Here is an 18365-nt window from a genome sequence, read left to right as displayed (position 1 = left end):
GGATTCTGAGGGGCGGGCTCGGGATCGGGCTCGGTGTCGGGCCCGGGGTCGAGCGACGCATCTGTCGGCTCGCCCATAGCCGCGGGTTGGGCTTCGGCCGGGGGTTCGACGGGCGAGGCGGCCCCGGTGGCGGGCCGGTCAGCGATTCCGGTGGTGCAGTTGATGGTCATCAGCGTTCTCCTTCTTTCGTGACCGGGGCGGCGTCTCCGCCCCGGAATCCGTGGGGCCGGGTCGGGGTCATAACCCGATCCCCGGCAACATCCCGTCCGCCAGTCCCACCACGACGGGCAGGACTCCCAGGCAGACGAAGGCGGGCAGGAAGCACAGTCCGAGCGGGCCGGCCACCAGAACGGAGGCGCGCTCGGCCCGGGCCGTGGCGGCGGCGTCGGCCTCGGCTCGCATGCGGACGGCGGTGTGCTCCAGGGCGGCTTTCACCGATCCGCCTCCGTCGGTGGCGCGGACCAGTACGGACTGGAGCGGAGAGAGGTGCTCGACGCCCGGCACGTCGAGCCAGGCCTCCTCCGGAGTGGCGCCGAGCCGCAACCGGGCGCCAGCGGTGCGCAGCGGCGCCGCCACGTTCGGCCGGGTATCGCCGACGGCGTCGGCCACGGCGGCCAGCGCGTCGGGAGCGGGGAGCCCGGCGGTCAGGGCGGCGCGGAGGAGGTCCACGACCTGGGCGAGCACGTCCGGGTCGGGGCCGGCGCGCCCGCGCAGGAACCGGGCGGCCCGCAGCCTCAGCAGGGCGTGCGGCAGGACAGAGCCCGGGTCGTCCCCCGGCGCTTCCTCCCTTCGGCCGGGCCGATCACCGGCTCGGTGATCCACCGAGGGCGCTCCAGGGCGTCCGTCCGGCGGGCGCAGCCTGTCGAGTCTGCCGACGGCTGCCCCGCACCATGGCGCCACGCACACCGCTGTGGCGAGCAGCAGGAGCGCGAGCGTCATCGGGCCGCACCTCCCGCGATCCGGTCGGTCCACAGCAGGCCCGCGGACAGGAACATCGCGCCGGCCAGGCAGAGGGCCCCGCCGAGCAGTCCGTCAACCAGCACGCCGAGTGGGTCGGCGCCGAACCCGGAACCGAGTAATACCCCGAACAGCGGCAGGCAGGTGAGGATGACCGCGGTGGCCCGGGGGCCGGCGAGCGTGGCGTCGACCCTGAGAGCCCTCTCTCGCCGTGATGCGACATCAGCCCGCAGACCGTCCACGACGTCCGCCAGCACGACCCCGTGGCGGGTCGCCAGCAGCCAGGCCCCGGCCAGCTCCGCCGCGATCCGCTCGGCTATCGACCGCTGGTCACAGCCGGCGGGCGCGGGGTTCACTTCTTTCGAACCACCGGCACCGTCGGCTCCCCCGACCCGGAACGCCGCCGACACCTCCCCGCCCAGATCGGCGTGCGCGGACGCCGCGGTGAGCACAGCTGCGACCTCCACATGCGCAGAGACAGCGGCCTCTGCGGCCCGGCGCAGCGCGGTCCCCGGTGCGGCTCCCGCCCGCAGCGCGGAGGACGCCTCGTCCAGGGCCCGCTCCCAGCCCGCGAACGCGGCGAGCTCTCCTCGTCGCTGCCCGGCCCGCCGCCGGAGGTCGACTCCCGTGGCCGCGAGGATCGCAGCAGCGCACGCGTGCAGTGGCCCACCGATGAGCAGGGGCACGATCGCCACCGCGGCGGGGACCACCACCGCCACCGGCAGGCGCTCGACAACGCGCCACAGCTCCGGCGCGTCCGGCGCCGCCACCGGGTCCGGATCAGCAGCAATCCCTCGCAGTCGCATCGTCGCCGCGCCGGCCGGCCAGACGAGCAACGCCGCCGCCAGCAGGAGCGCGCCGCCGATCACCGGCCGTGCTCCCCGAGCAGGGCGGCGAGCACCTCGCGGCCCGGGACGTCGCCGCCGTCGGCGCGCCAGGCCGGGTCCACCACGATTCCGTGCGACTCGCGACGCACCACCCCGATCGAGTCGACACCCCGCCGCCCGTCGGGCCGCCGCCGCATCCCCACCACGACCCGCAACGATGCCGCGACCTGGGCGGACAACGCGGCGCGGTCCAGCCCGCCGAGCGCCCCCAGCGCCTCGAGGCGCGCCGGCAGCTCAGTGGGCGAGTTGGCGTGGACGGTGCCCGCACTGCCGTCGTGCCCGGTGTTGAGCGCGGCCAGCAGGTCCGCTACCTCGCCGCCGCGCACCTCCCCCACCGCGATCCGGTCGGGGCGCATCCGCAGCGCCTGCCGGACCAGGTCCGACATCGCCACCTCGCCCGCGCCCTCGACATTGCCGTGCCGGACGACCAGCCTCACCACATGTGGGTGCGCGGGCCGCAGCTCCGGGGAGTCCTCCACGCACAGCAGACGCTCGCCCGCCGGGACCAGCCCGAGCAGGGCGGCCAGCATCGTCGTCTTCCCCGAGCCGGTGCCGCCCACCACCAGGTAACCGACGCGCGCGGCGACGAGCCCTCGCAGCAGCGCGTCCGCCTCGGCGGGCACGGTCCCGGACGACACGAGCCGGTCGAACGTCGCCTCCGCCGGTCGCGACACCCGTAAAGAAAGACAGGTGCCGTCGACGGCCACCGGCGGCAGCACCGCGTGTAGACGCCACGCGATCCCGTCCCGCGAGCGCACCACCCCGTCGGCCCAGGGCCGGGCGTCGTCGAGCCGCTGCCCCGCCCGCCCGGCCAACCGCACCGCGAGCGCCCGCAGCTCCGCCTCCGTCGGGACCACCACGTCGGTCTCCTCGAGCCCCCGTCCGCGGTCCACCAGCGCGGGGCCGGGCCCGTCGACCACCACGTCCGTGACGCCCGGCTGCGCCAGCAGCGCCTCGAGCGGTCCCGCACCGGCGAGGTGTTCGCGCACAAGTCGCGCGGTCCGCAGCAGGTCGAGGTGCCCGTGCAACACCCCGGATTCGGCGCGGACGGCACGCACCACCTCGTCCGGCTCAGGCTCCACCCCCCGTCCCGCCAGCCGCGCCCGCACCCGGTCCACGAGATCGACCGGCACCCCCGCGGCCTCGACGTCATCGGTGCGCATCCGGGCCCACCTCGTCGAGTAGCGTGTCCGCGAGTGCCCCGAGTCGCCGGACCCCGCCGGCCCGGCCCCGGTCCAGCGCGGCGATCAGCCCGCCCGACCCCGCCGCCCGTCTAACCCCGCGGATCTCCGGCAGCACATGCCACCGCGCCGCGCCCGCGAAGCCCGCCACGTCCGCCGCGTGCAGCGGGTCGCCGCGGCCGGTGCGCACGACCACGACAGCGTCGGACGCCCTGCGCACCGCCCTGCCGGCCGCCACCGCGCCCGGGAGATCGGCCCTGGTGACGACGACGACATCGTCACCAACCCCCACAGGCGTGCCATCGCCCAGCCCGCCCGCATCGCTCACGACCAGCCCACCGGCGTCCCGGTGGGAGCGCATCGCCCCGGCTCCGCCATCGGGGGCAAGAGCTGTGACGGCCATCGCGTCGGCCGGGCGGGATCGCGCGAGCAAGCCGAGCCCGGGTCGCGCTTTGGGGACGGCGGCCCACAGGGCTTCCGGGTCGGGGCCGCCGAGGTCCGCCCGCACGTCCTGCAGGCGCAGGCCTGGCTCGTCCTCGACGCCCAGCAGCAGGTCGAGCCCGGTGCCGCACGGGTCCGTCTCGACCAGCAGCGTGCGCCGCCTCGGCGATGCCCGGATCGCGAGCGCTGCCGCCACGGTGCTGGTCCCACAGCCTCCGACCGCGCCGAGTACGACCAACCGACTCCCAGCCCGGCCCGTTACCGGCGTCATGAGGAGCGCGACCAGATCGCCGGTCCCGGACGGGAGCCGGATCACCTCGTGGCCGGTCTCGTCGTCGTCGACCCCGGCTCGGTCCGGTGCGACCCGCACGCGGCGCACCCCACCCTCCCCCGGCCCGGCCGGGTCGGCTCCGGCGGCCCGGTCGCCGCCTCCGCCACGATCGGTCACCACCAGATCCACGGACGGGTCCTCGCCGGGTGCGGCGTCCACGGCGAGAGCCGCCAGGATCGCCCGGACGTCGGCGTCCAGGTCCGGGTCGTCCACGGCCACCCCGACCCGGCGGGCCCTCGCAGCACCGGCGTCCTGAGGGTGCCCGCCGTCGGCGTTCCATCCGGGACGGCCGACGTCGGCGGCGCGGCGGGTGGTACTCGCAGTCGTGTTCACGGGGCTCAGCGTGTCCCACGACCACGGCCGTGGACCCCGCCCGACCGGCCATTTCGCCGCCGCCTGTGGAGGGGGACGTGCCTGTGGAATGCCGCGGGCAGGCGGCCCGGGCCGACGCCCACATCGGCGCTGGCGGCCCCGCACGGACCAGCCGTGGCCGACAGGGTCAACGGGGGCCGATGGGGACTGATGGCCGAAATGCGAGAAACCGCGACAGGGGGATGTCGCGGTTTCTCAAAGTCTCAGTTCTCGGGGGGAGGGAACTGAGCACCTTGGGGGGATGCCCATGTTTCATGGGCGTGACCATTATCACTTACAGCCGAACGGGGCGCAAGGTCAGTATGGTTGGACCGTGTCCGCCCCCCGCCGTCCCGGCCCCAGGCCACCGCATCGTCGCCGCAGGGTCGCCGCCTTCTTCGACCTCGACAAGACGATCATCGCCACGTCGTCGGTGTTCGCCTTCAACAAGTCGTTTCTCGACGAGGGGATGCTGTCGCGGCGGTCCGTGATCGACCTGGCGTACACGCAGCTGGCGTTCAGCCTGTCGGATGCGGACGACGAACAGATGAAGAAGGTGCGCCAGGCGATGGCTACCGCCACCAAGGGCTGGGAACCGGCGACCGTCGAGCGGATCGTCACCGAAGGGCTCACCGACACCGTCTCGCCGACCGTCTACGCCGAGGCCCAGGAATTGCTCGCCGAGCACCGCGCGCTGGGGCATGACCTGGTGATCGTGTCGGCCTCCGGCGAGGAACTCATCGCCCCGATAGCCCGGATGCTCGGCGCGGACCACTACGCGGGCACGCGGATGTCCCGCGATGAGAACGGCCGGTACGGCGGCGAGATCGAGTTCTACTGCCAGGGGCCGGGCAAGGCGGTGGCGATCCGCGCCTTCGCCGAGCGCTACGGGTACGACCTCGACGCCTGCTACGCCTACTCGGACTCCTCCACCGACCTGCCGATGCTGGAGGAGGTCGGCCACCCGACGGCGATCAATCCCGACCGCGTGCTGCGGCGCGAGGCGCTGGAGCGCGGCTGGCCGATCCTGACGTTCTCCAACCCCACCCCGCTGCTGCCCACCCTTGAGCGCGCGACCGGCCCGATCATCGGCGCCGGAGCGATCGCGGTGGCGGTGGGAGCGGCGGCGGTGGCCTTCGCCCGCGCCACCCGGAACTGACCCGACGCCCGCATTTCGCCAAAGCACCAAACCGCCATCGTCCGCCGCCGAACCGCCTCGTGGCGATGGCCGGAACGGCCTACGAGCCCGCCGGATTGTTGTGGGTTCCTACCATCGCTACGGGCCCGGCCGGACCGGCATGCTCAAGGCACGGTGGTGAGAACGCCAGGACCGCGACGGAAGAGAAGTCACGGCCCCCCGCTCGATCTACCGTCATCGATATTCCGGAACCCACGCGACGGATGACGCCCGAGAGGCAACCCCGGCCGTGGGTCCGCGCCAGTCGTCACCGACGGTTGTCCCGGACCGGCCACACGGCGGACCACAGGACGCTTGGTACCCGGATCTCTCGATGGAACCGCAGTGAGTTGGCGGGCTGGCCTCCGGGCCGGCCCGCCATTCGCGTGTCAGGCGCCTGCGGCGTCGGCGATCGAGGTGGCCTCGCGGGCTCCGTTCTCCAGGGCACTACAACAGTGGAGGATCCAGTTCGCGACGCCGTCCTCGGTGCCGCCGACGAATCCCTCCAGCGCCTGGCGGTGGGCCTGCGGGTCCCGGTAGAAGGTCACCTCGGGAACGCCGAGGCAGTGCGGGTCCAGGCCCGTCGACACCACGACCAGCCGGAATGCGGCGCGGGCCACGATCCCGTCGGCGGACCCGAACGGCCGCAGCCCCGACAGCTCACCGAACACGACGGCGGCCAGGACCGGGGCGGGCACGCGGGTCCCTCCGGTGACGAGCTCGGCCAGCCCCTGCAGCCGCTCGGCGACCCCGGCGTCCGAACGCGGGCGTCCGAGGCTCTCGGGGACCACCCCGGTCCCGGACGCGGCGAGAAGATGGAGGTGCGCGAGCTCCTGCAGCGGTGACCGCGTCCACACCCCCACCGCCCGGTCCAGAGACTCCCCGGTGAGCTCGCCGGCGACGCGCAGGGCGCCGGCCAGCACCTCGTCAGTTTCGGAGTCGGCATCCAACCGCACGGAGGCTCCCTCGACGCCCGCCGAGGCGCGGGCCCCGCGCAGCACGGACTCGGCGGCGGTGGTGGGCCACCCGCGTCGGTTCGCGGGGTGGCGGTGCACCGTGGCCAGTGCCGAGCGGGCGGCGTCTGCGGCCTCGGCCACGCCGGGCAACGCCACCAGCGGGGCGAGCGGATCGTCGGCAGAGGTGTTCACGGCATCGAGGTTACCGACCCGCCACCACCCGCGACATGGGGGTATCGCGCAGGCCAATCGCACGACACAGCCGATTATCAGCTGCCTCAACCGCTGTCGAGCTGGTGTAATCACGGCTACGACGCCGGCCCCGCCGGGACCCCGGCGCCCATCCCCCGACCCACGGAGGCCCCGTGAACCTCAAGGAACAGCTCGACGCCCTGCTCGACGCGACCGCCTTCGATTCCACCGGGACCAAGGTAGGCGCAGTGCGCCAGGTCTATGTGGACGATGCCAGCGGGAAGATCACCTTCGCGACCGTCTCCACCGGCATCTTCTCCGCCGACGCGATCGTACCGCTCCACGGCGCCCGCCTCCTCGACGACGAACTGCACCTCGATCACACCCGCAGCGTCATCCGGGATTCACCGCGCCCTGACAACACGGAGGACGCTCTCACCCCCGAGCAGGAGCTCAAGCTCCTCGAGTACTACGGCATCGAGGCGCCGCGCGGGGGCCGTCGCGAGTCCGAGCCGAAGCCCGGCGGCAAGCCCGGAGTCAAGGCCGGTGCCGACGCTGGAGGCAGGACCGACGCCAAGACCGATGCCACTGTCGACGCCAACAGCGCGGCCAAGGCCGAAGCCGGGGCCGACGCTGGCAAGACCGACGCCAAGGTCAGCGCGGCCAAGGCCGAAGCCGGGGCCGGCGCGGGCAAGGCCGACGTCCCCGAGCCGAAGTCCGGCGCCGAGAAGCCGAAGCCGGAGTCGAAGTCGCCCGCGAGCGCGGCCGCCGCCCCCAGGCCCGCCGGCAAGACGACGACCCCCGGGCCCGCCGGCCGTCGCAACGGTGTCTCCGAGCGTGGTGACGCCAGCAACGCCGCCGCCCGGCCCGACGCGAAGACCGCCGAGAAAGACGGGCCCGCCACCGCGCGAGAAGAGAAGGGGACGACGACAACGCCGCCGGCCTCCCCCTCCCCCGTGAAGACCCCCGGTTCCCCGGACCGCGCGACGGGCCCCCGCCCCGGATCCGCAGCCTCCGATTCCGCGCCTACCTCGCAGAACAGCGAGAAGGACGGCTCCGCAGAGCGCGACTGAACGCAGGGGGCGGGGCTCCCCCTTCCCTTCCCCCCGTCGGGTGGGTTACCGAACGTGCTGGCGTAGATGTGACTACGCTCACAGCCATCGGTCCGGTCGTTACCGCCGTGTCGACTCCGGCCGCCGTGAAATCCGTCCCCGAGAGAGAGCCTCTGATGACCGATCACGACCCCAATGAGACCTTCGCGCCTGATCCCGCGTTCGCTGCGCAGGCCAACGTCGGCGCCGACGAGTACGAGCGCGCGTCCGCCGATCGTCTGGCATTCTGGGACGAGCAGGCGCGTCGACTGGACTGGGCTTCCGAGTGGAACGAGGTCCTTGACTGGACCGACGCCCCGGTGGCCAAGTGGTTCGTCGACGGCACCCTGAACGCCTCCTACAACTGTGTGGACCGCCACGTGGAGGCCGGCAACGGCGACCGCGTCGCCATCCACTGGGTGGGCGAGCCCACCGAGGACTCCCGAGACATCACCTACGCCGAACTCAAGGACGAGGTGAGCCGCGCCTCCAACTACCTCAGCTCTCTCGGTCTGGTGGCCGGCGACCGCGTCGCGATCTACATGCCGCTACTGCCGGAGACCTACGTGGCGATGCTCGCCTGCGCTCGTCTCGGCCTGACCCACTCAGTGGTGTTCGCTGGATTCTCGTCCGCGGCTCTGCGCTCGCGTGTCGATGACGCGTCGGCGAAGGTGGTCATCACCGCGGACGGGCAGTTCCGCCGAGGCAAGCCCGCCCCGCTGAAGGCGGGCGTGGACGAGGCCCTGGGCGACTCACTGCCCAGCGTCGACGGCCCGGCCGAGTCCGTGCAGAAGGTTCTCGTGGTCCGCCGCACCGGCATCGACGTGGACTGGCAGGACGAGCGGGACGTGTGGTGGGACGAGGTCGTCCCCGGCCAGTCCACAGAGCACACGCCGGAGGCCTTCGACTCCGAGCACCCGCTGTTCCTGCTGTACACCTCCGGCACCACCGGCAAGCCCAAGGGCATCGTGCACACCACGGGCGGCTACCTCACCCAGGCCTCGTACACCCATGACGTGGTGTTCGACCACAAGCCGGGCAAGGACGTCTACTGGTGCACCGCCGACGTCGGCTGGGTCACCGGCCACACCTACGGCGTCTACGGCCCGCTCTCCAACGGCGCGACCTGCATCGTCTACGAGGGCACGCCCAACTCCCCGAACGAGCACCGGCACTTCGAGATCATCGAGAAGTACGGCGTGACTATCTACTACTCGGCACCGACCCTCATCCGGACGTTCATGAAGTGGGGTCGAGAGATCCCCCAGTCGCACGACCTGAGCTCGATCCGCCTCCTCGGCTCGGTGGGCGAGCCCATCAACCCGGAGGCGTGGCGTTGGTACCGCGAGCACATCGGCGGCAACGCCGTCCCGATCGTGGACACCTGGTGGCAGACCGAGACCGGCGCCATCATGATCTCCCCGCTGCCGGGCGTCACCGAGACCAAGCCGGGCTCCGCTATGCGGGCACTGCCCGGGATCGACGTCTCCGTCGTCAACGGTGACGCCCAGGAGGTGCCGGCCGAGGAGCAGGGGTTCCTCGTGATCACCGAGCCGTGGCCGGCCATGCTGCGCGGCATCTGGGGCGACATGGAGCGGTACCGCGACACCTACTGGTCCCGCTTCGCCGAGGAGGGTTACTACTTCGCCGGTGACGGCGCCAAGTGGGATGCCGACGGCGCGCTGTGGGTCCTGGGTCGTGTCGACGACGTCATGAACATCTCCGGCCACCGGATCTCGACCTCCGAGGTCGAGTCGGCTCTCGTCGGCCACGACTCCGTCGCCGAGGCCGCTGTCGTCGGCGCCGACGACGAGACCACCGGCCAGGCGATCGTCGCGTACGTGATCCTGCGCGAGAGCGCCGTGGACAACCACGACCAGCACCGCGCACTGATCGACGAGCTGCGCGCCCGGGTCTCCACCGAGATCTCCCCGATCGCCAAGCCCCGGGACATCACGATCGTGCCCGAGCTGCCCAAGACCCGGTCGGGCAAGATCATGCGTCGTCTGCTCAAGGACATGGCCGAGGGACGCGACGGCGGCGACACGTCCACTCTCTCTGATCCCACGATCATGGAGCAGATCCGGACGAAGGGCACGCGCGGCTGACGGGTAGCGCGTGAAGGCAGCCACATGTCGTGGCACGATGGACGGCGGTACACCGGCCGACTGAGAAGACGGTGTATCCGTCGCCGGACAATGGAGGAACAACCGTGAGCCACGCCCAGGGAACCCACAAGCCGACCGAGGCCTCGATCCCCCTGCACGACGCCGACTCGATCGGCCGTGGCGACGCCAGCATCGGCACCTTGGTCAAGAACGCTTCGACGCACGTGTCCACGCTGATGCGCGCCGAGATCGAGCTCGCCAAGACGGAGGTCACCGAGCAGGTCAAGAAGGCCGCGACCGGCTCCGGCTTCTTCGTGGCCGCGCTGGTGCTTCTGCTCACCTCGTTCTTCCCGTTCGTGTTCATGTGGGCCAAGCTCATCTCGATGTGGTTCGGCACCAAGACCTGGGACTGGATGGGCTTCCTCATCGTGTTCGTGGTCCTGCTGCTCCTGGCCGGCCTCTTCGCGTTCCTCGGCTACCTCAAGATCAAGAAGATCCGTAAGCCGCAGCGCACGATCGACTCGGTCAACGACCTCAAGCTGGCGATGCCCACCGGCGGCGACCCCAAGCCCGGCACCGTGCGGGTCACCGAGACGCCCGAGCCGTCCGCGCGTCGCTGAACTCAGTAGTAGCTGACACGCTGAATCCGGCACGACTCTGAAACCCCCCGCGCACAGGCCGCCCGACCCGTCGATCGTCAGGATCGACGGGTCGTGGCGGCATCGTGATGTCTCGGCCAACGGCATCCGCCTGCACCTCGCCGAGGCGTTCCCGGAGAACACCCCGCCGGGCGAGCTCCCGCCCCTGGCACTACTGATCCACGGGCTCAGCGGTATCTGGTGGACCATGCGTTCGCCCCTGCTCGCCCTGGCCGAGGCCGGTTTTCACGCCGTCGCCGTAGATCTCCGGGGCCACGGCGACTCCGACAAACCGCCCCGCGGCTACGACGCCTGGACCCTGGCGTCCGACATCACGAACCTCGTGCGTGCGCTCGGCCATTCCTCCGCAGTCATCGTCGGCCAGGGCGAGGGTGGATTCGTGGCGTGGACCGCCGCCTATCGACGGCCACGCGCGGTGAGGGGCCTCGTCGTCGTCGGATCTCCCCACCCACTGGCCATGCGCACCGCGGCGCTACGCGATCACGGGCAACGGCGCGCACTCGTGCCCCGCCTGCTGTCCGACCAGGCGCCGCGGTTGCCCGAGCGGCGGCTGACGCGTGACGGGGCGGCCGCCGTCGAGGAGATGCTGCGCAGCCGCTCGGGGCCCGACTGGCCCGAGACCGAGGACTTCCGCGAGTCCGCGGACCTGCTGCGGCGCGCGATGCTCATCCCCAAGGTGGCCCACCTGTCGCTGGAGAGCCGGCGCTGGATGGTGCGAAGCCAGTTCCGTCCCGACGGCCGCGATTTCCGCCACACCGTCGCGGGCGTGCTCGACCAGCCGGTGTTGGGGATCAGCGGCGCGGAGGACAGGTTCGTCCTGCCGGAGACCGTCCGGGCGTCGGGGCCGTGGGCCCGCGATTTCCGGTCCGCCGAGGTGCCCGGCGCCGGCCACTACCCGGCGATGGAGGCCCCCGCGGAGACGTCGCGCCTGATCGTGGACTTCGCCCGCAGCGTCACCGACCCCTGACCGTCCGGCCGGCCGGCTCCACGGGCGCCCGCACCAACCCACAGCCGCCCAATCCACGACCGTCCAACCCACAACCGCCCGATCCCCGCAGTTGCACGACATCCCTTCGCGATTGCCTGACAGAACGTGCGAAAAACCCCCGTCGAACCGCACCAGAAGTCTTGCAACCGCGAAGGGATGTCGTGCAACTGCCGCTTAGAGCCACTGGGTGCTGGGTGCAACTGGATGTTGGACGTCACCGGCGGCTGCGCACCACAGGGCACCACTGGGTGCCATCGGGGGCCTGGCGTGCGCGCCGGGCCAACCGTCAGGCCAACCGCCACGCCAACCGTCAGGCCGCGCCCACGCAGGAGCCGGTCGGCACGGGACCCGGGGCCTCCAGCGCCTCCATGAGCTGCGGCAACACCTGCTCGACGGTGAGCGCGTAGCCGGTGTCGTCGGCATCCATCGCCGCGCCGAACACCACGCCCGCGACCTCGCCCTCCGGCGTGACCAGCGGGCCGCCGGAGTTGCCCTCGCGCACGGTGCCCCGCAGGATGTACACCTCGCGCTCGACGGTCTGCTGGCGGTAGATGTCCGGCCCGCGCAGGGTCACGCGCTCGCGGATACGCGCGGCGTCGGGGCGGTACGGACCGTTTCCGGGATAGCCCAGCACGATCGCGTTGTCCCCGGTCCGGGCGCGCTCCGCGGCGAACGGCAGCACCGGCGCCGACAGCTCGGGAACCCTCAGCACGGCCACGTCCACGCCGGGGTCGAAGACCACGACCTCGGCGGGCAGGTCGCGCCCATCAGACTGCACGGTCACCCGGTCCGTGCCCGCCACGACGTGCGCGTTGGTCATGACCAGGCCCGGCGCCGCCACGAAGCCCGAGCCCTCCAGCGCGCGGCTGCACGATTCGGCGCGCCCGAGGATCTTCAGCACCGACGGCTCGACCCGGTTGACGACCTCGGAGGACGAGAGCACCGGGTCCGGCGGCTCCACCTCCTGCAACGGGGTCGTCCCGAACGGCCCGAGGATGTCCGGCAGGCCGGTGGTGCCGAGAACCGAGGTGAACTCCGCCGGGATCCGCTGCAACTGCTCGGGCGCGATGTCGTCGACCTTCGCCAGCACCGACGACCCTCGGACGGCCTTGCCCAGCGAGGTGCCCTCCTGCGCGGCGACGGGCACGGCGACGAGCCACGCCACCAGCAGCATCGCGGCGGCCTGGAACACCGCGCCCACCGTCGAGTCGATGAGTCTGGCCCCGGTGCCCGAGAGGTATCTCCTGGCCGCGCGCCCGATGGTGACGCCGGCGATCTGGCCGATGATCACCATCGCCGCGATGACCGCCAGCCCGGCCGACAGCCTGCCGAGTGGCGAGTCGATCTCACGGACGAGATGGGGCGCGACCAGCAGTCCGGACGTGGCGCCGATGCCCACGCCCAGCAGCGCGAAACCCGAGGCCGCGGCGCCGTTGATCCAGCCCGAGATGGCCGCCGCCGCGGCGAGCGCGAACAGGGCCAGATCGAGCCACTGGGACCCCGTCACCGGTACCCCCGGCGCGGGTTGTCGGCGGGCAGGTCCAGCGGCTCCTCGCCGGGGGAAGCCCCCGCGGCGGAGCCGCCGGGGCCGGGGGCCTCGGAGTCAGAGGTGCCGGGGGCGGAGCCGTCGGTACCAGAGGGATCGGCGTCAGCAGCCGCACCGGTGTCCGTGGCGCCGGCGACCGCGTCGTCGTCATGCCCCGAGCGCACGCCGGGCACTCCGGCGACGGTGCGGTCGGCCAACGGATCGGCGTGCTCGCGGCGGGCCTCCTCGGCCGACATGCGGTGCCGCTCCCCGTTTCCGGACGCCTCGAGGGTCTTCTCGAGGTCGCGGATGTCGCTGGTGTCCCAGTCCAGATCCCAGCCGGCCGAGTGGAACATGGCGGCGAGGATGCCGGCGGTGAAGCCCCACACCACCAGGTCGTCGTGTCCGAACGCCGGGCCGGTCCAGCCGGTGGTGTGCCGCAGGAGGAACCGGTTGGCGGGGTCGAGCAGCTCGTCGACGGGCACGGTCATCACCCGCGACGTCTCCCCCGGGTCCACCACGTCGACCTCCATCGGCTCCCGCCAGTAGCCGATCACGGGCGCGACCGAGTAGTTGGAGACCGGAATGTAGAGCTCCGGCAGCACCGCGAGCACGTCCACGCCGTCCGGGTCGAGGCCGGTCTCCTCCCAGGACTCGCGCAGGGCCGCCTCGACGGGCCCGCTGTCGGTGTCGTCGACGCCCCCTCCGGGGAACGACACCTGCCCGGAGTGACTGCGCAGCGTGGGCGCGCGGTGTGTGAGCAGGACGCGGGCATCCGCGGGCGGGCGGGGGCCGGTCGCGTCCGGCGAACCGGAGAACAGCACGAGCACGGCCGCGTCGCGGTGCGGTCGCCCGACCTCGTTGGGGCCGCGGTCCTGGGGCGGGCGCCGCTTGGGAAGCAGCCCGTCGAAGCTGCCGTCGGTGCACGCCGACAGCAGCGGGTCCATCCACCCGGGGTGCGGGACGCCGGTGATGTCCCCGGGCCGGGGCACGGGGCCGTCGGTGGTGCGGGGCGTCCACACAGCGGGAGCGTCGATACGGGGCGTGGAGCCGATGTTCTCGGCAGGCGCGGACCCGGCCCGGGGATCGGTGGTCACACCGTCACCCCGAGGTGCTCGGAGACGGCGTCCAGCACGTCCTGCTCGCTGTACATCGGCTGGATGAGCACGTGCGCCACGGTGCCGTCGGCGCGCACGAAGACGGTCAGCGGGAGCACGGGCGGCGCACCGAGGATCCCGGGCAGCTCCTCCTCCTGGTCGGAGACGGAGATCATCCGATCGATCCCGAGCGCGCCCAGCGTGTCGAAGCCCTTGGTCTCGGACGGGTCGGTGTGGGAGACGACCACCCGCACCCGGTCGCCGAGCGTGTCGGCGGCCTCCTGGATGGCGGGCAGCTCGCGGCGGCACGGCTCGCACCAGTAGGCCCACATGTTGACCACCATCGGCGTGCCGGCCTGGATCTTGCCCAGCGTGGTGGTGGAACCGTCGTCCATGCAGCGCACCATGAGGCCCGCGACGGGGCCCTCCGTGGTGGCCGCGGCAGCGCTGTCGCGGCACTCGGGGAGGTCGACGGCGGCGCGGGCCTCGGGGTCCACGACCGTGACGGGCTCATCCGGCGAGGGCCCGCCGACGGGCGGCGCGGCCTGGGGAGACAGTGCGGGGGTGTCGTTCCCGGCCCGGTCGGTGGTGTCGTCCTCGGAGCCACCCAGGGTGGTGAGAAGGGCGACGACGACGCCGACCAGCACCACGAACGCGACGATCGTCCACCGAATCGAGGCGGTCATACCTGATCTCCCAGTCCGACCAACTCCAGAAGGTGGTCTCGTTCGGGCCCGGCCACGAGGCGGGCTGCGGCCACCGGATCGAGCGGGCCGGCCTCGCCCGCGGACGGGCAGTCGTCGGCCAGGACGCACGCCCCGCACGCGGCGGTACGGGCGTGGCACACGCGGCGGCCGTGGAAGATGATCCGGTGACTGGCATCAGTCCAGGTCGGACGGAGCAGCAGCGTGGCCACCTCCCGCTCGATGCGCACCGGGTCGGTCGCCTCCGTCCACTTCCACCGGGCCACCAGTCGCATGAAGTGCGTGTCGACGGTGATCCCCGGGACGCCGAAGGCGTTGCCGAGCACCACGTTGGCGGTCTTCCGGCCGAAACCCGGGAGGGTGACCAGGTCCTCGAGCCGCTGCGGCACCTCGCCGTCGTACTTCTCCACCAGGGCCGCGCCGAGGCCCTGGATGCTCCGCGCCTTGTTCCGGTAGAAGCCCGTGGGGCGGATGAGTGACTCGAGCTCCTCCCGGTCCGAGCCCGCGTAGTCGGCGGCGGTCCGGTAGCGCTTGAACAGCGCCGGGGTGACCTCGTTGACCCTCTTGTCAGTGCACTGGGCCGACAGGATGGTGGCCACGCTCAGCTCGAGCGGGTCCGTGAAATCGAGCTCGCAGTACACGTGCGGGAACGCGGTCTCGAGTGTGCGGAGCATGCGTCTGGCGCGGCGGGTGCGCCCGAGGTCGGTTTCCACCCCCCTCGCGGCAACCCCTCGCCTGCGACGCTTCGGGGAAGCGGGAGCGGGGTCGGGCATGAGTCCACATTACGGCTAGTCAGGTCCCCGGCGAGCAGCCGCTCCGACGAGTTCGTCCACCGAGCCGCGCGCCGCTGTGATGAGACCTCCCCGTCAGGCCGGACGGCCGAAGTGCTGATGATTCGGCGCACCCGGGCAGCGGAGGTGGGGCCGGGGGTGGATAATCAGACCCATGCAGGGAATCCTCGTCGTTCTGGTTCCGGTCCTCCTGGCCGGCTTCGCGCTCCTCATGGACAGGTTCGAGTCAGCGATCCTCGCCGAACCCGAACAGATCGAGGCCTGACTGCCGCAGTTCGACCGCGCGTTGGTCACACCAGCGGGGTATGAACGACTACAGTGGCTTTCGCCACACGCACGCCATGGCGCGGATCAGCATGTCCGCGCCCGAACGGAGGGTCACAGACTGTGACGATTGATCGCCGCACGGACCAGTCTGCCGACGACGTCCTCACCCGGGCAGGTATTTTCCAAGGTGTCGAACCCGCAGCGGTGTCCGCCCTACGTGACGACCTGACGCGCGAGGAATACTCGAAGGGTGACGTGATCATCCGCGAGGGCGAGCAGGGCGACAGCCTGTACATCGTCACCTCCGGCAAGGTGAAACTCTCCCGCAAGGCGCCGGACGGCCGCGAGAACCTGCTGTCCATCCTGGGCCCGTCCGACATGTTCGGCGAGCTCTCCATCTTCGACCCGGGCCCGCGCACCTCGTCGGCCGTGTGTGTCACCGACGTGACCGTGCAGGCCATGGACCGGTCCGCGCTCAAGCGCTGGATCGCCGAGCGGCCCGAGATCTCCGACCAGCTGCTGCGGGTGCTCGCACGTCGTCTGCGCCGCACGAACAACAACCTGGCGGACCTGATCTTCACCGACGTCCCCGGCCGCGTGGCCAAGGCGCTGCTGCAGCTCGCCCAGCGGTTCGGCACGCAGGAGGGCGGCAACATCCGCGTGACGCACGACCTCACGCAGGAGGAGATCGCCCAGCTGGTCGGCGCCTCGCGCGAGACCGTGAACAAGGCCCTGGCCGAGTTCGCACACCGCGGCTGGCTGCGGCTCGAGGGCAAGAGCGTCATCATCTCGGACACCGAGCGTCTGGCCCGCCGCGCCCGCTGACCCGCACCCCGCCCGCCGGGGCCTTGGCCGCCGCAGCCCACGGGCCCCGGCCTCCGCGCCGCCACCAACCCGTCGACCCGTCGAGAAGAGGGTTCCGCACACATCGCCCGAGAGGCAGGTGCGCGGAACGCTCTTCTCGTTGAGTCGGACGGCCACTCGCGCACTTCAGTCGCGCTATCAACAGCTCGCCGTCGAATGGCGCAGATCTCGCTCACGCCGCGCCGCGTCCAGGGAAAACGTGAAGCGATGCGACCACTCGGCGGGGTGGCGCGGGGGTCAGGCGCCGGCGTCGGAGTCGAGGCGGTCGAGGTAGCGCAGCGCCACCTTGGTCGACTGCTCGGCCACCTTGAGCAGGAAGGGCGTCACGTCGCGGTAGATGTGCTGCGTGATCGCGGTGGCGTCGGCATCGCGGCCCAGCTCGGCGCGGGCGGCGATGATCTGCTCGAGCCGATCCCGCCTGTGCTGCCCGAGCACCTGGGCGGCGCGGCCGGTGTCCTCGACGTCCGGTCCGTGCCCGGGGATTCCGGTCACCCCGGCGGCCCGCCCGGCCAGCAGGTCCATGCTGCCCAGGTAGTCGCCGAGGTCGCCGTCGGTCGAGTCGAGCACCGTCGAATCCCGGCCCAGGATCGTGTCGCCGAGGACCACGCAGTCGGCCGGCGCGGTGAACCCGGTACCTGCGGCCCGGACTTCGAGACTCACCGAGTCCGCGGTGTGGCCCGGGGTCGCCAGCACGATGATGTCCAGGCCGGCGGCGTGAATCACCTCGTCGTCGTCCCCACCACCCGGCACCAACGGTGCCGCATCGCGGCAGAAGCGCTCCTGCACGGCCCGCACGGGGGCGTCGGTGAACGCGCGAAGGTGGTCGATGCCGTCGGTGTGGTCGCCGTGGCGATGGGTGACGACGACGAGCTCGATCTCCCCCACGATCGCCGCGATCCGCTCGGCGTGCGCGCGGTCGTCGGGCCCCGGGTCCACCACCACACAGGTCGGCGATCCGGGCGCCCGCAGGACGACCGTGTTGGTCCCCTCGAACGTCATCTCGGAGGGGTTGTCGCAGAGGATGACCCCGGACAGCTCCGTGACGGGGCGCAGCGTCTCGTACGCCGGAAAACTGATGGGGGCCAGTCCTGCAGACATCTGATCTATCCCTCGACCTCGATGATGAGCTCGACCTCGACCGGCGCGTCGAGCGGGAGCTCCGAGACGCCGACGGCCGAACGGGCGTGGACGCCCGAGTCGCCGAAGATCTCGCCCAGCACGTCCGAGGCGCCGTTGAGCACGGCCGGCTGGCCGTTGAAGCCCGGCGCGGAGGCGACAAATCCAACGACCTTGACGATCCGCACCACGCAGTCGATGCCGACGAGACCGTCGACCGCGGCGAGCGCGTTGAGCGCGCAGGTGCGAGCCAGGTCCGTGGCCTGCTCGGGCGACACCGCGGCATCGACCTTGCCGGTCGCGGCGAGCGCGCCGTCGACCATCGGCAGCTGGCCGGAGGTGTAGACGAAGTTGCCGACCCGCGTGGCGGGGACGTAGTTGGCGACCGGCGGCACGACCGTCGGCAGCTCCAGCCCCATCTGCTCCAGCTTGCGGGTCCAGTAACCGGCGGACTCGGTCTCGGGCATCAGAGCTGACGCTTCATGTAGGCGACATGCTGTTCGCCCGTGGGGCCGGGCAGCACGGAGACCAGCTCCCAGCCGTCGCCTCCCCACTGATCGAGGATCTGCTTGGTGGCGTGCGTCAGCAGGGGAACCGTCACGTACTCGAACCGGGGGGCACTGGTGGCTTCGCTCATGCCCCCACTCTAGGGAAGTCGGGAGCGACCCGCGCGGGATGGTCA

At 72.0% G+C, this 18365-nt stretch carries 18 protein-coding genes; 6 read left to right on the top strand and 12 right to left on the bottom strand.

The genetic code is table 11. The annotated features are described in order from the left end of the window. Positions 1 to 237: 237 nt before the first annotated feature. From ACWIFB_RS00360 to ACWIFB_RS00345, 4 genes are read right to left on the bottom strand one after another with little or no spacing between them, the layout of a single operon-like run. Complete coding sequence (locus ACWIFB_RS00360; RefSeq protein WP_454056944.1) at positions 238 to 939, bottom strand: type II secretion system F family protein; 702 nt, start codon at positions 937 to 939, stop codon at positions 238 to 240. Further along, a complete protein-coding gene (locus ACWIFB_RS00355; protein WP_454056943.1) occupies positions 936 to 1826 on the bottom strand; it encodes a type II secretion system F family protein in 891 nt (296 codons plus the stop codon). Before ACWIFB_RS00355 ends, ACWIFB_RS00360 begins: the two co-directional genes overlap by 4 nt. Next, positions 1823 to 3007: a TadA family conjugal transfer-associated ATPase gene (locus tag ACWIFB_RS00350; RefSeq protein ID WP_454056942.1), complete on the bottom strand. Its 1185-nt coding sequence runs from the start codon at positions 3005 to 3007 to the stop codon at positions 1823 to 1825. Before ACWIFB_RS00350 ends, ACWIFB_RS00355 begins: the two co-directional genes overlap by 4 nt. Then, positions 2994 to 4130, bottom strand: a complete 1137-nt coding sequence (locus ACWIFB_RS00345; RefSeq protein ID WP_454056941.1) for a chromosome partitioning protein — start codon at positions 4128 to 4130, stop codon at positions 2994 to 2996. Before ACWIFB_RS00345 ends, ACWIFB_RS00350 begins: the two co-directional genes overlap by 14 nt. Positions 4131 to 4482: 352 nt before the next feature. Between ACWIFB_RS00345 and ACWIFB_RS00340 the strand changes: the two genes are divergently transcribed. Continuing rightward, positions 4483 to 5307, top strand: coding sequence for an HAD family hydrolase (locus tag ACWIFB_RS00340; protein ID WP_452100381.1), 825 nt, complete (start codon positions 4483 to 4485; stop codon positions 5305 to 5307). Between the two features lie 407 nt (positions 5308 to 5714). On the opposite strand, the gene ACWIFB_RS00335 is transcribed toward ACWIFB_RS00340, so the two are convergent. Next, on the bottom strand, positions 5715 to 6473 hold the full coding sequence (locus ACWIFB_RS00335) for an oxidoreductase (protein ID WP_454056940.1): 759 nt from the start codon (positions 6471 to 6473) through the stop codon (positions 5715 to 5717). A 173-nt stretch (positions 6474 to 6646) separates the two neighbouring features. Here ACWIFB_RS00335 and ACWIFB_RS00330 point away from each other — a divergent pair, with 173 nt between their 5' ends. From ACWIFB_RS00330 to ACWIFB_RS00315, 4 genes are all read left to right on the top strand, one after another. Then, positions 6647 to 7546, top strand: coding sequence for a PRC-barrel domain-containing protein (locus ACWIFB_RS00330; RefSeq protein WP_454056939.1), 900 nt, complete (start codon positions 6647 to 6649; stop codon positions 7544 to 7546). Between the two features lie 155 nt (positions 7547 to 7701). Beyond that, positions 7702 to 9672, top strand: a complete 1971-nt coding sequence (acs, locus tag ACWIFB_RS00325) for an acetate--CoA ligase (RefSeq protein WP_454056938.1) — start codon at positions 7702 to 7704, stop codon at positions 9670 to 9672. Between the two features lie 104 nt (positions 9673 to 9776). Continuing rightward, a complete protein-coding gene (locus ACWIFB_RS00320) occupies positions 9777 to 10292 on the top strand; it encodes a phage holin family protein (RefSeq protein ID WP_452100385.1) in 516 nt (171 codons plus the stop codon). A gap of 37 nt (positions 10293 to 10329) precedes the next feature. Next, positions 10330 to 11298 (top strand): alpha/beta fold hydrolase, encoded by a 969-nt coding sequence (locus ACWIFB_RS00315; RefSeq protein ID WP_454057039.1) that lies wholly within the window; start codon positions 10330 to 10332, stop codon positions 11296 to 11298. A 331-nt stretch (positions 11299 to 11629) separates the two neighbouring features. Here ACWIFB_RS00315 and ACWIFB_RS00310 read toward each other — a convergent pair whose 3' ends face one another. The 4 genes from ACWIFB_RS00310 to nth are packed head-to-tail and all read right to left on the bottom strand — an operon-like array spanning position 11630 to position 15319. Then, on the bottom strand, positions 11630 to 12826 hold the full coding sequence (locus ACWIFB_RS00310) for a MarP family serine protease (protein WP_454056937.1): 1197 nt from the start codon (positions 12824 to 12826) through the stop codon (positions 11630 to 11632). Next, a complete protein-coding gene (locus tag ACWIFB_RS00305; protein ID WP_454056936.1) occupies positions 12823 to 13941 on the bottom strand; it encodes an NUDIX hydrolase in 1119 nt (372 codons plus the stop codon). The genes ACWIFB_RS00310 and ACWIFB_RS00305 overlap by 4 nt, the downstream gene beginning before the upstream one ends. After that, entirely contained in the window at positions 13938 to 14627 is a 690-nt protein-coding gene (locus tag ACWIFB_RS00300) for a TlpA family protein disulfide reductase (RefSeq protein ID WP_454056935.1), read from the bottom strand. The genes ACWIFB_RS00305 and ACWIFB_RS00300 overlap by 4 nt, the downstream gene beginning before the upstream one ends. Then, positions 14624 to 15319: an endonuclease III gene (nth, locus tag ACWIFB_RS00295; RefSeq protein WP_454057038.1), complete on the bottom strand. Its 696-nt coding sequence runs from the start codon at positions 15317 to 15319 to the stop codon at positions 14624 to 14626. The genes ACWIFB_RS00300 and nth overlap by 4 nt, the downstream gene beginning before the upstream one ends. A 504-nt stretch (positions 15320 to 15823) precedes the next feature. Between nth and ACWIFB_RS00290 the strand changes: the two genes are divergently transcribed. After that, positions 15824 to 16528 (top strand): Crp/Fnr family transcriptional regulator, encoded by a 705-nt coding sequence (locus tag ACWIFB_RS00290; protein WP_295653576.1) that lies wholly within the window; start codon positions 15824 to 15826, stop codon positions 16526 to 16528. Between the two features lie 276 nt (positions 16529 to 16804). Here the strand turns inward: ACWIFB_RS00290 and ACWIFB_RS00285 are convergent, their stop codons facing one another. From ACWIFB_RS00285 to ACWIFB_RS00275, 3 genes are read right to left on the bottom strand one after another with little or no spacing between them, the layout of a single operon-like run. Then, positions 16805 to 17665: an MBL fold metallo-hydrolase gene (locus tag ACWIFB_RS00285; RefSeq protein WP_452100389.1), complete on the bottom strand. Its 861-nt coding sequence runs from the start codon at positions 17663 to 17665 to the stop codon at positions 16805 to 16807. Positions 17666 to 17670: 5 nt separating this feature from the next. Further along, positions 17671 to 18150 (bottom strand): RidA family protein, encoded by a 480-nt coding sequence (locus ACWIFB_RS00280; protein WP_454056934.1) that lies wholly within the window; start codon positions 18148 to 18150, stop codon positions 17671 to 17673. Then, the gene (locus ACWIFB_RS00275; RefSeq protein ID WP_230929846.1) at positions 18150 to 18320 is read right to left on the bottom strand and encodes a DUF4177 domain-containing protein; all 171 of its coding nucleotides are present in this window, start codon (positions 18318 to 18320) and stop codon (positions 18150 to 18152) included. The genes ACWIFB_RS00280 and ACWIFB_RS00275 overlap by 1 nt, the downstream gene beginning before the upstream one ends. Positions 18321 to 18365 lie beyond the last annotated feature (45 nt).

The organism is Dietzia sp. NPDC055340, assembly GCF_053645335.1.
The sequence above is the reverse complement of the archived record's forward strand: the minus strand, read 5'-3'. Positions and strand labels throughout refer to the sequence as shown.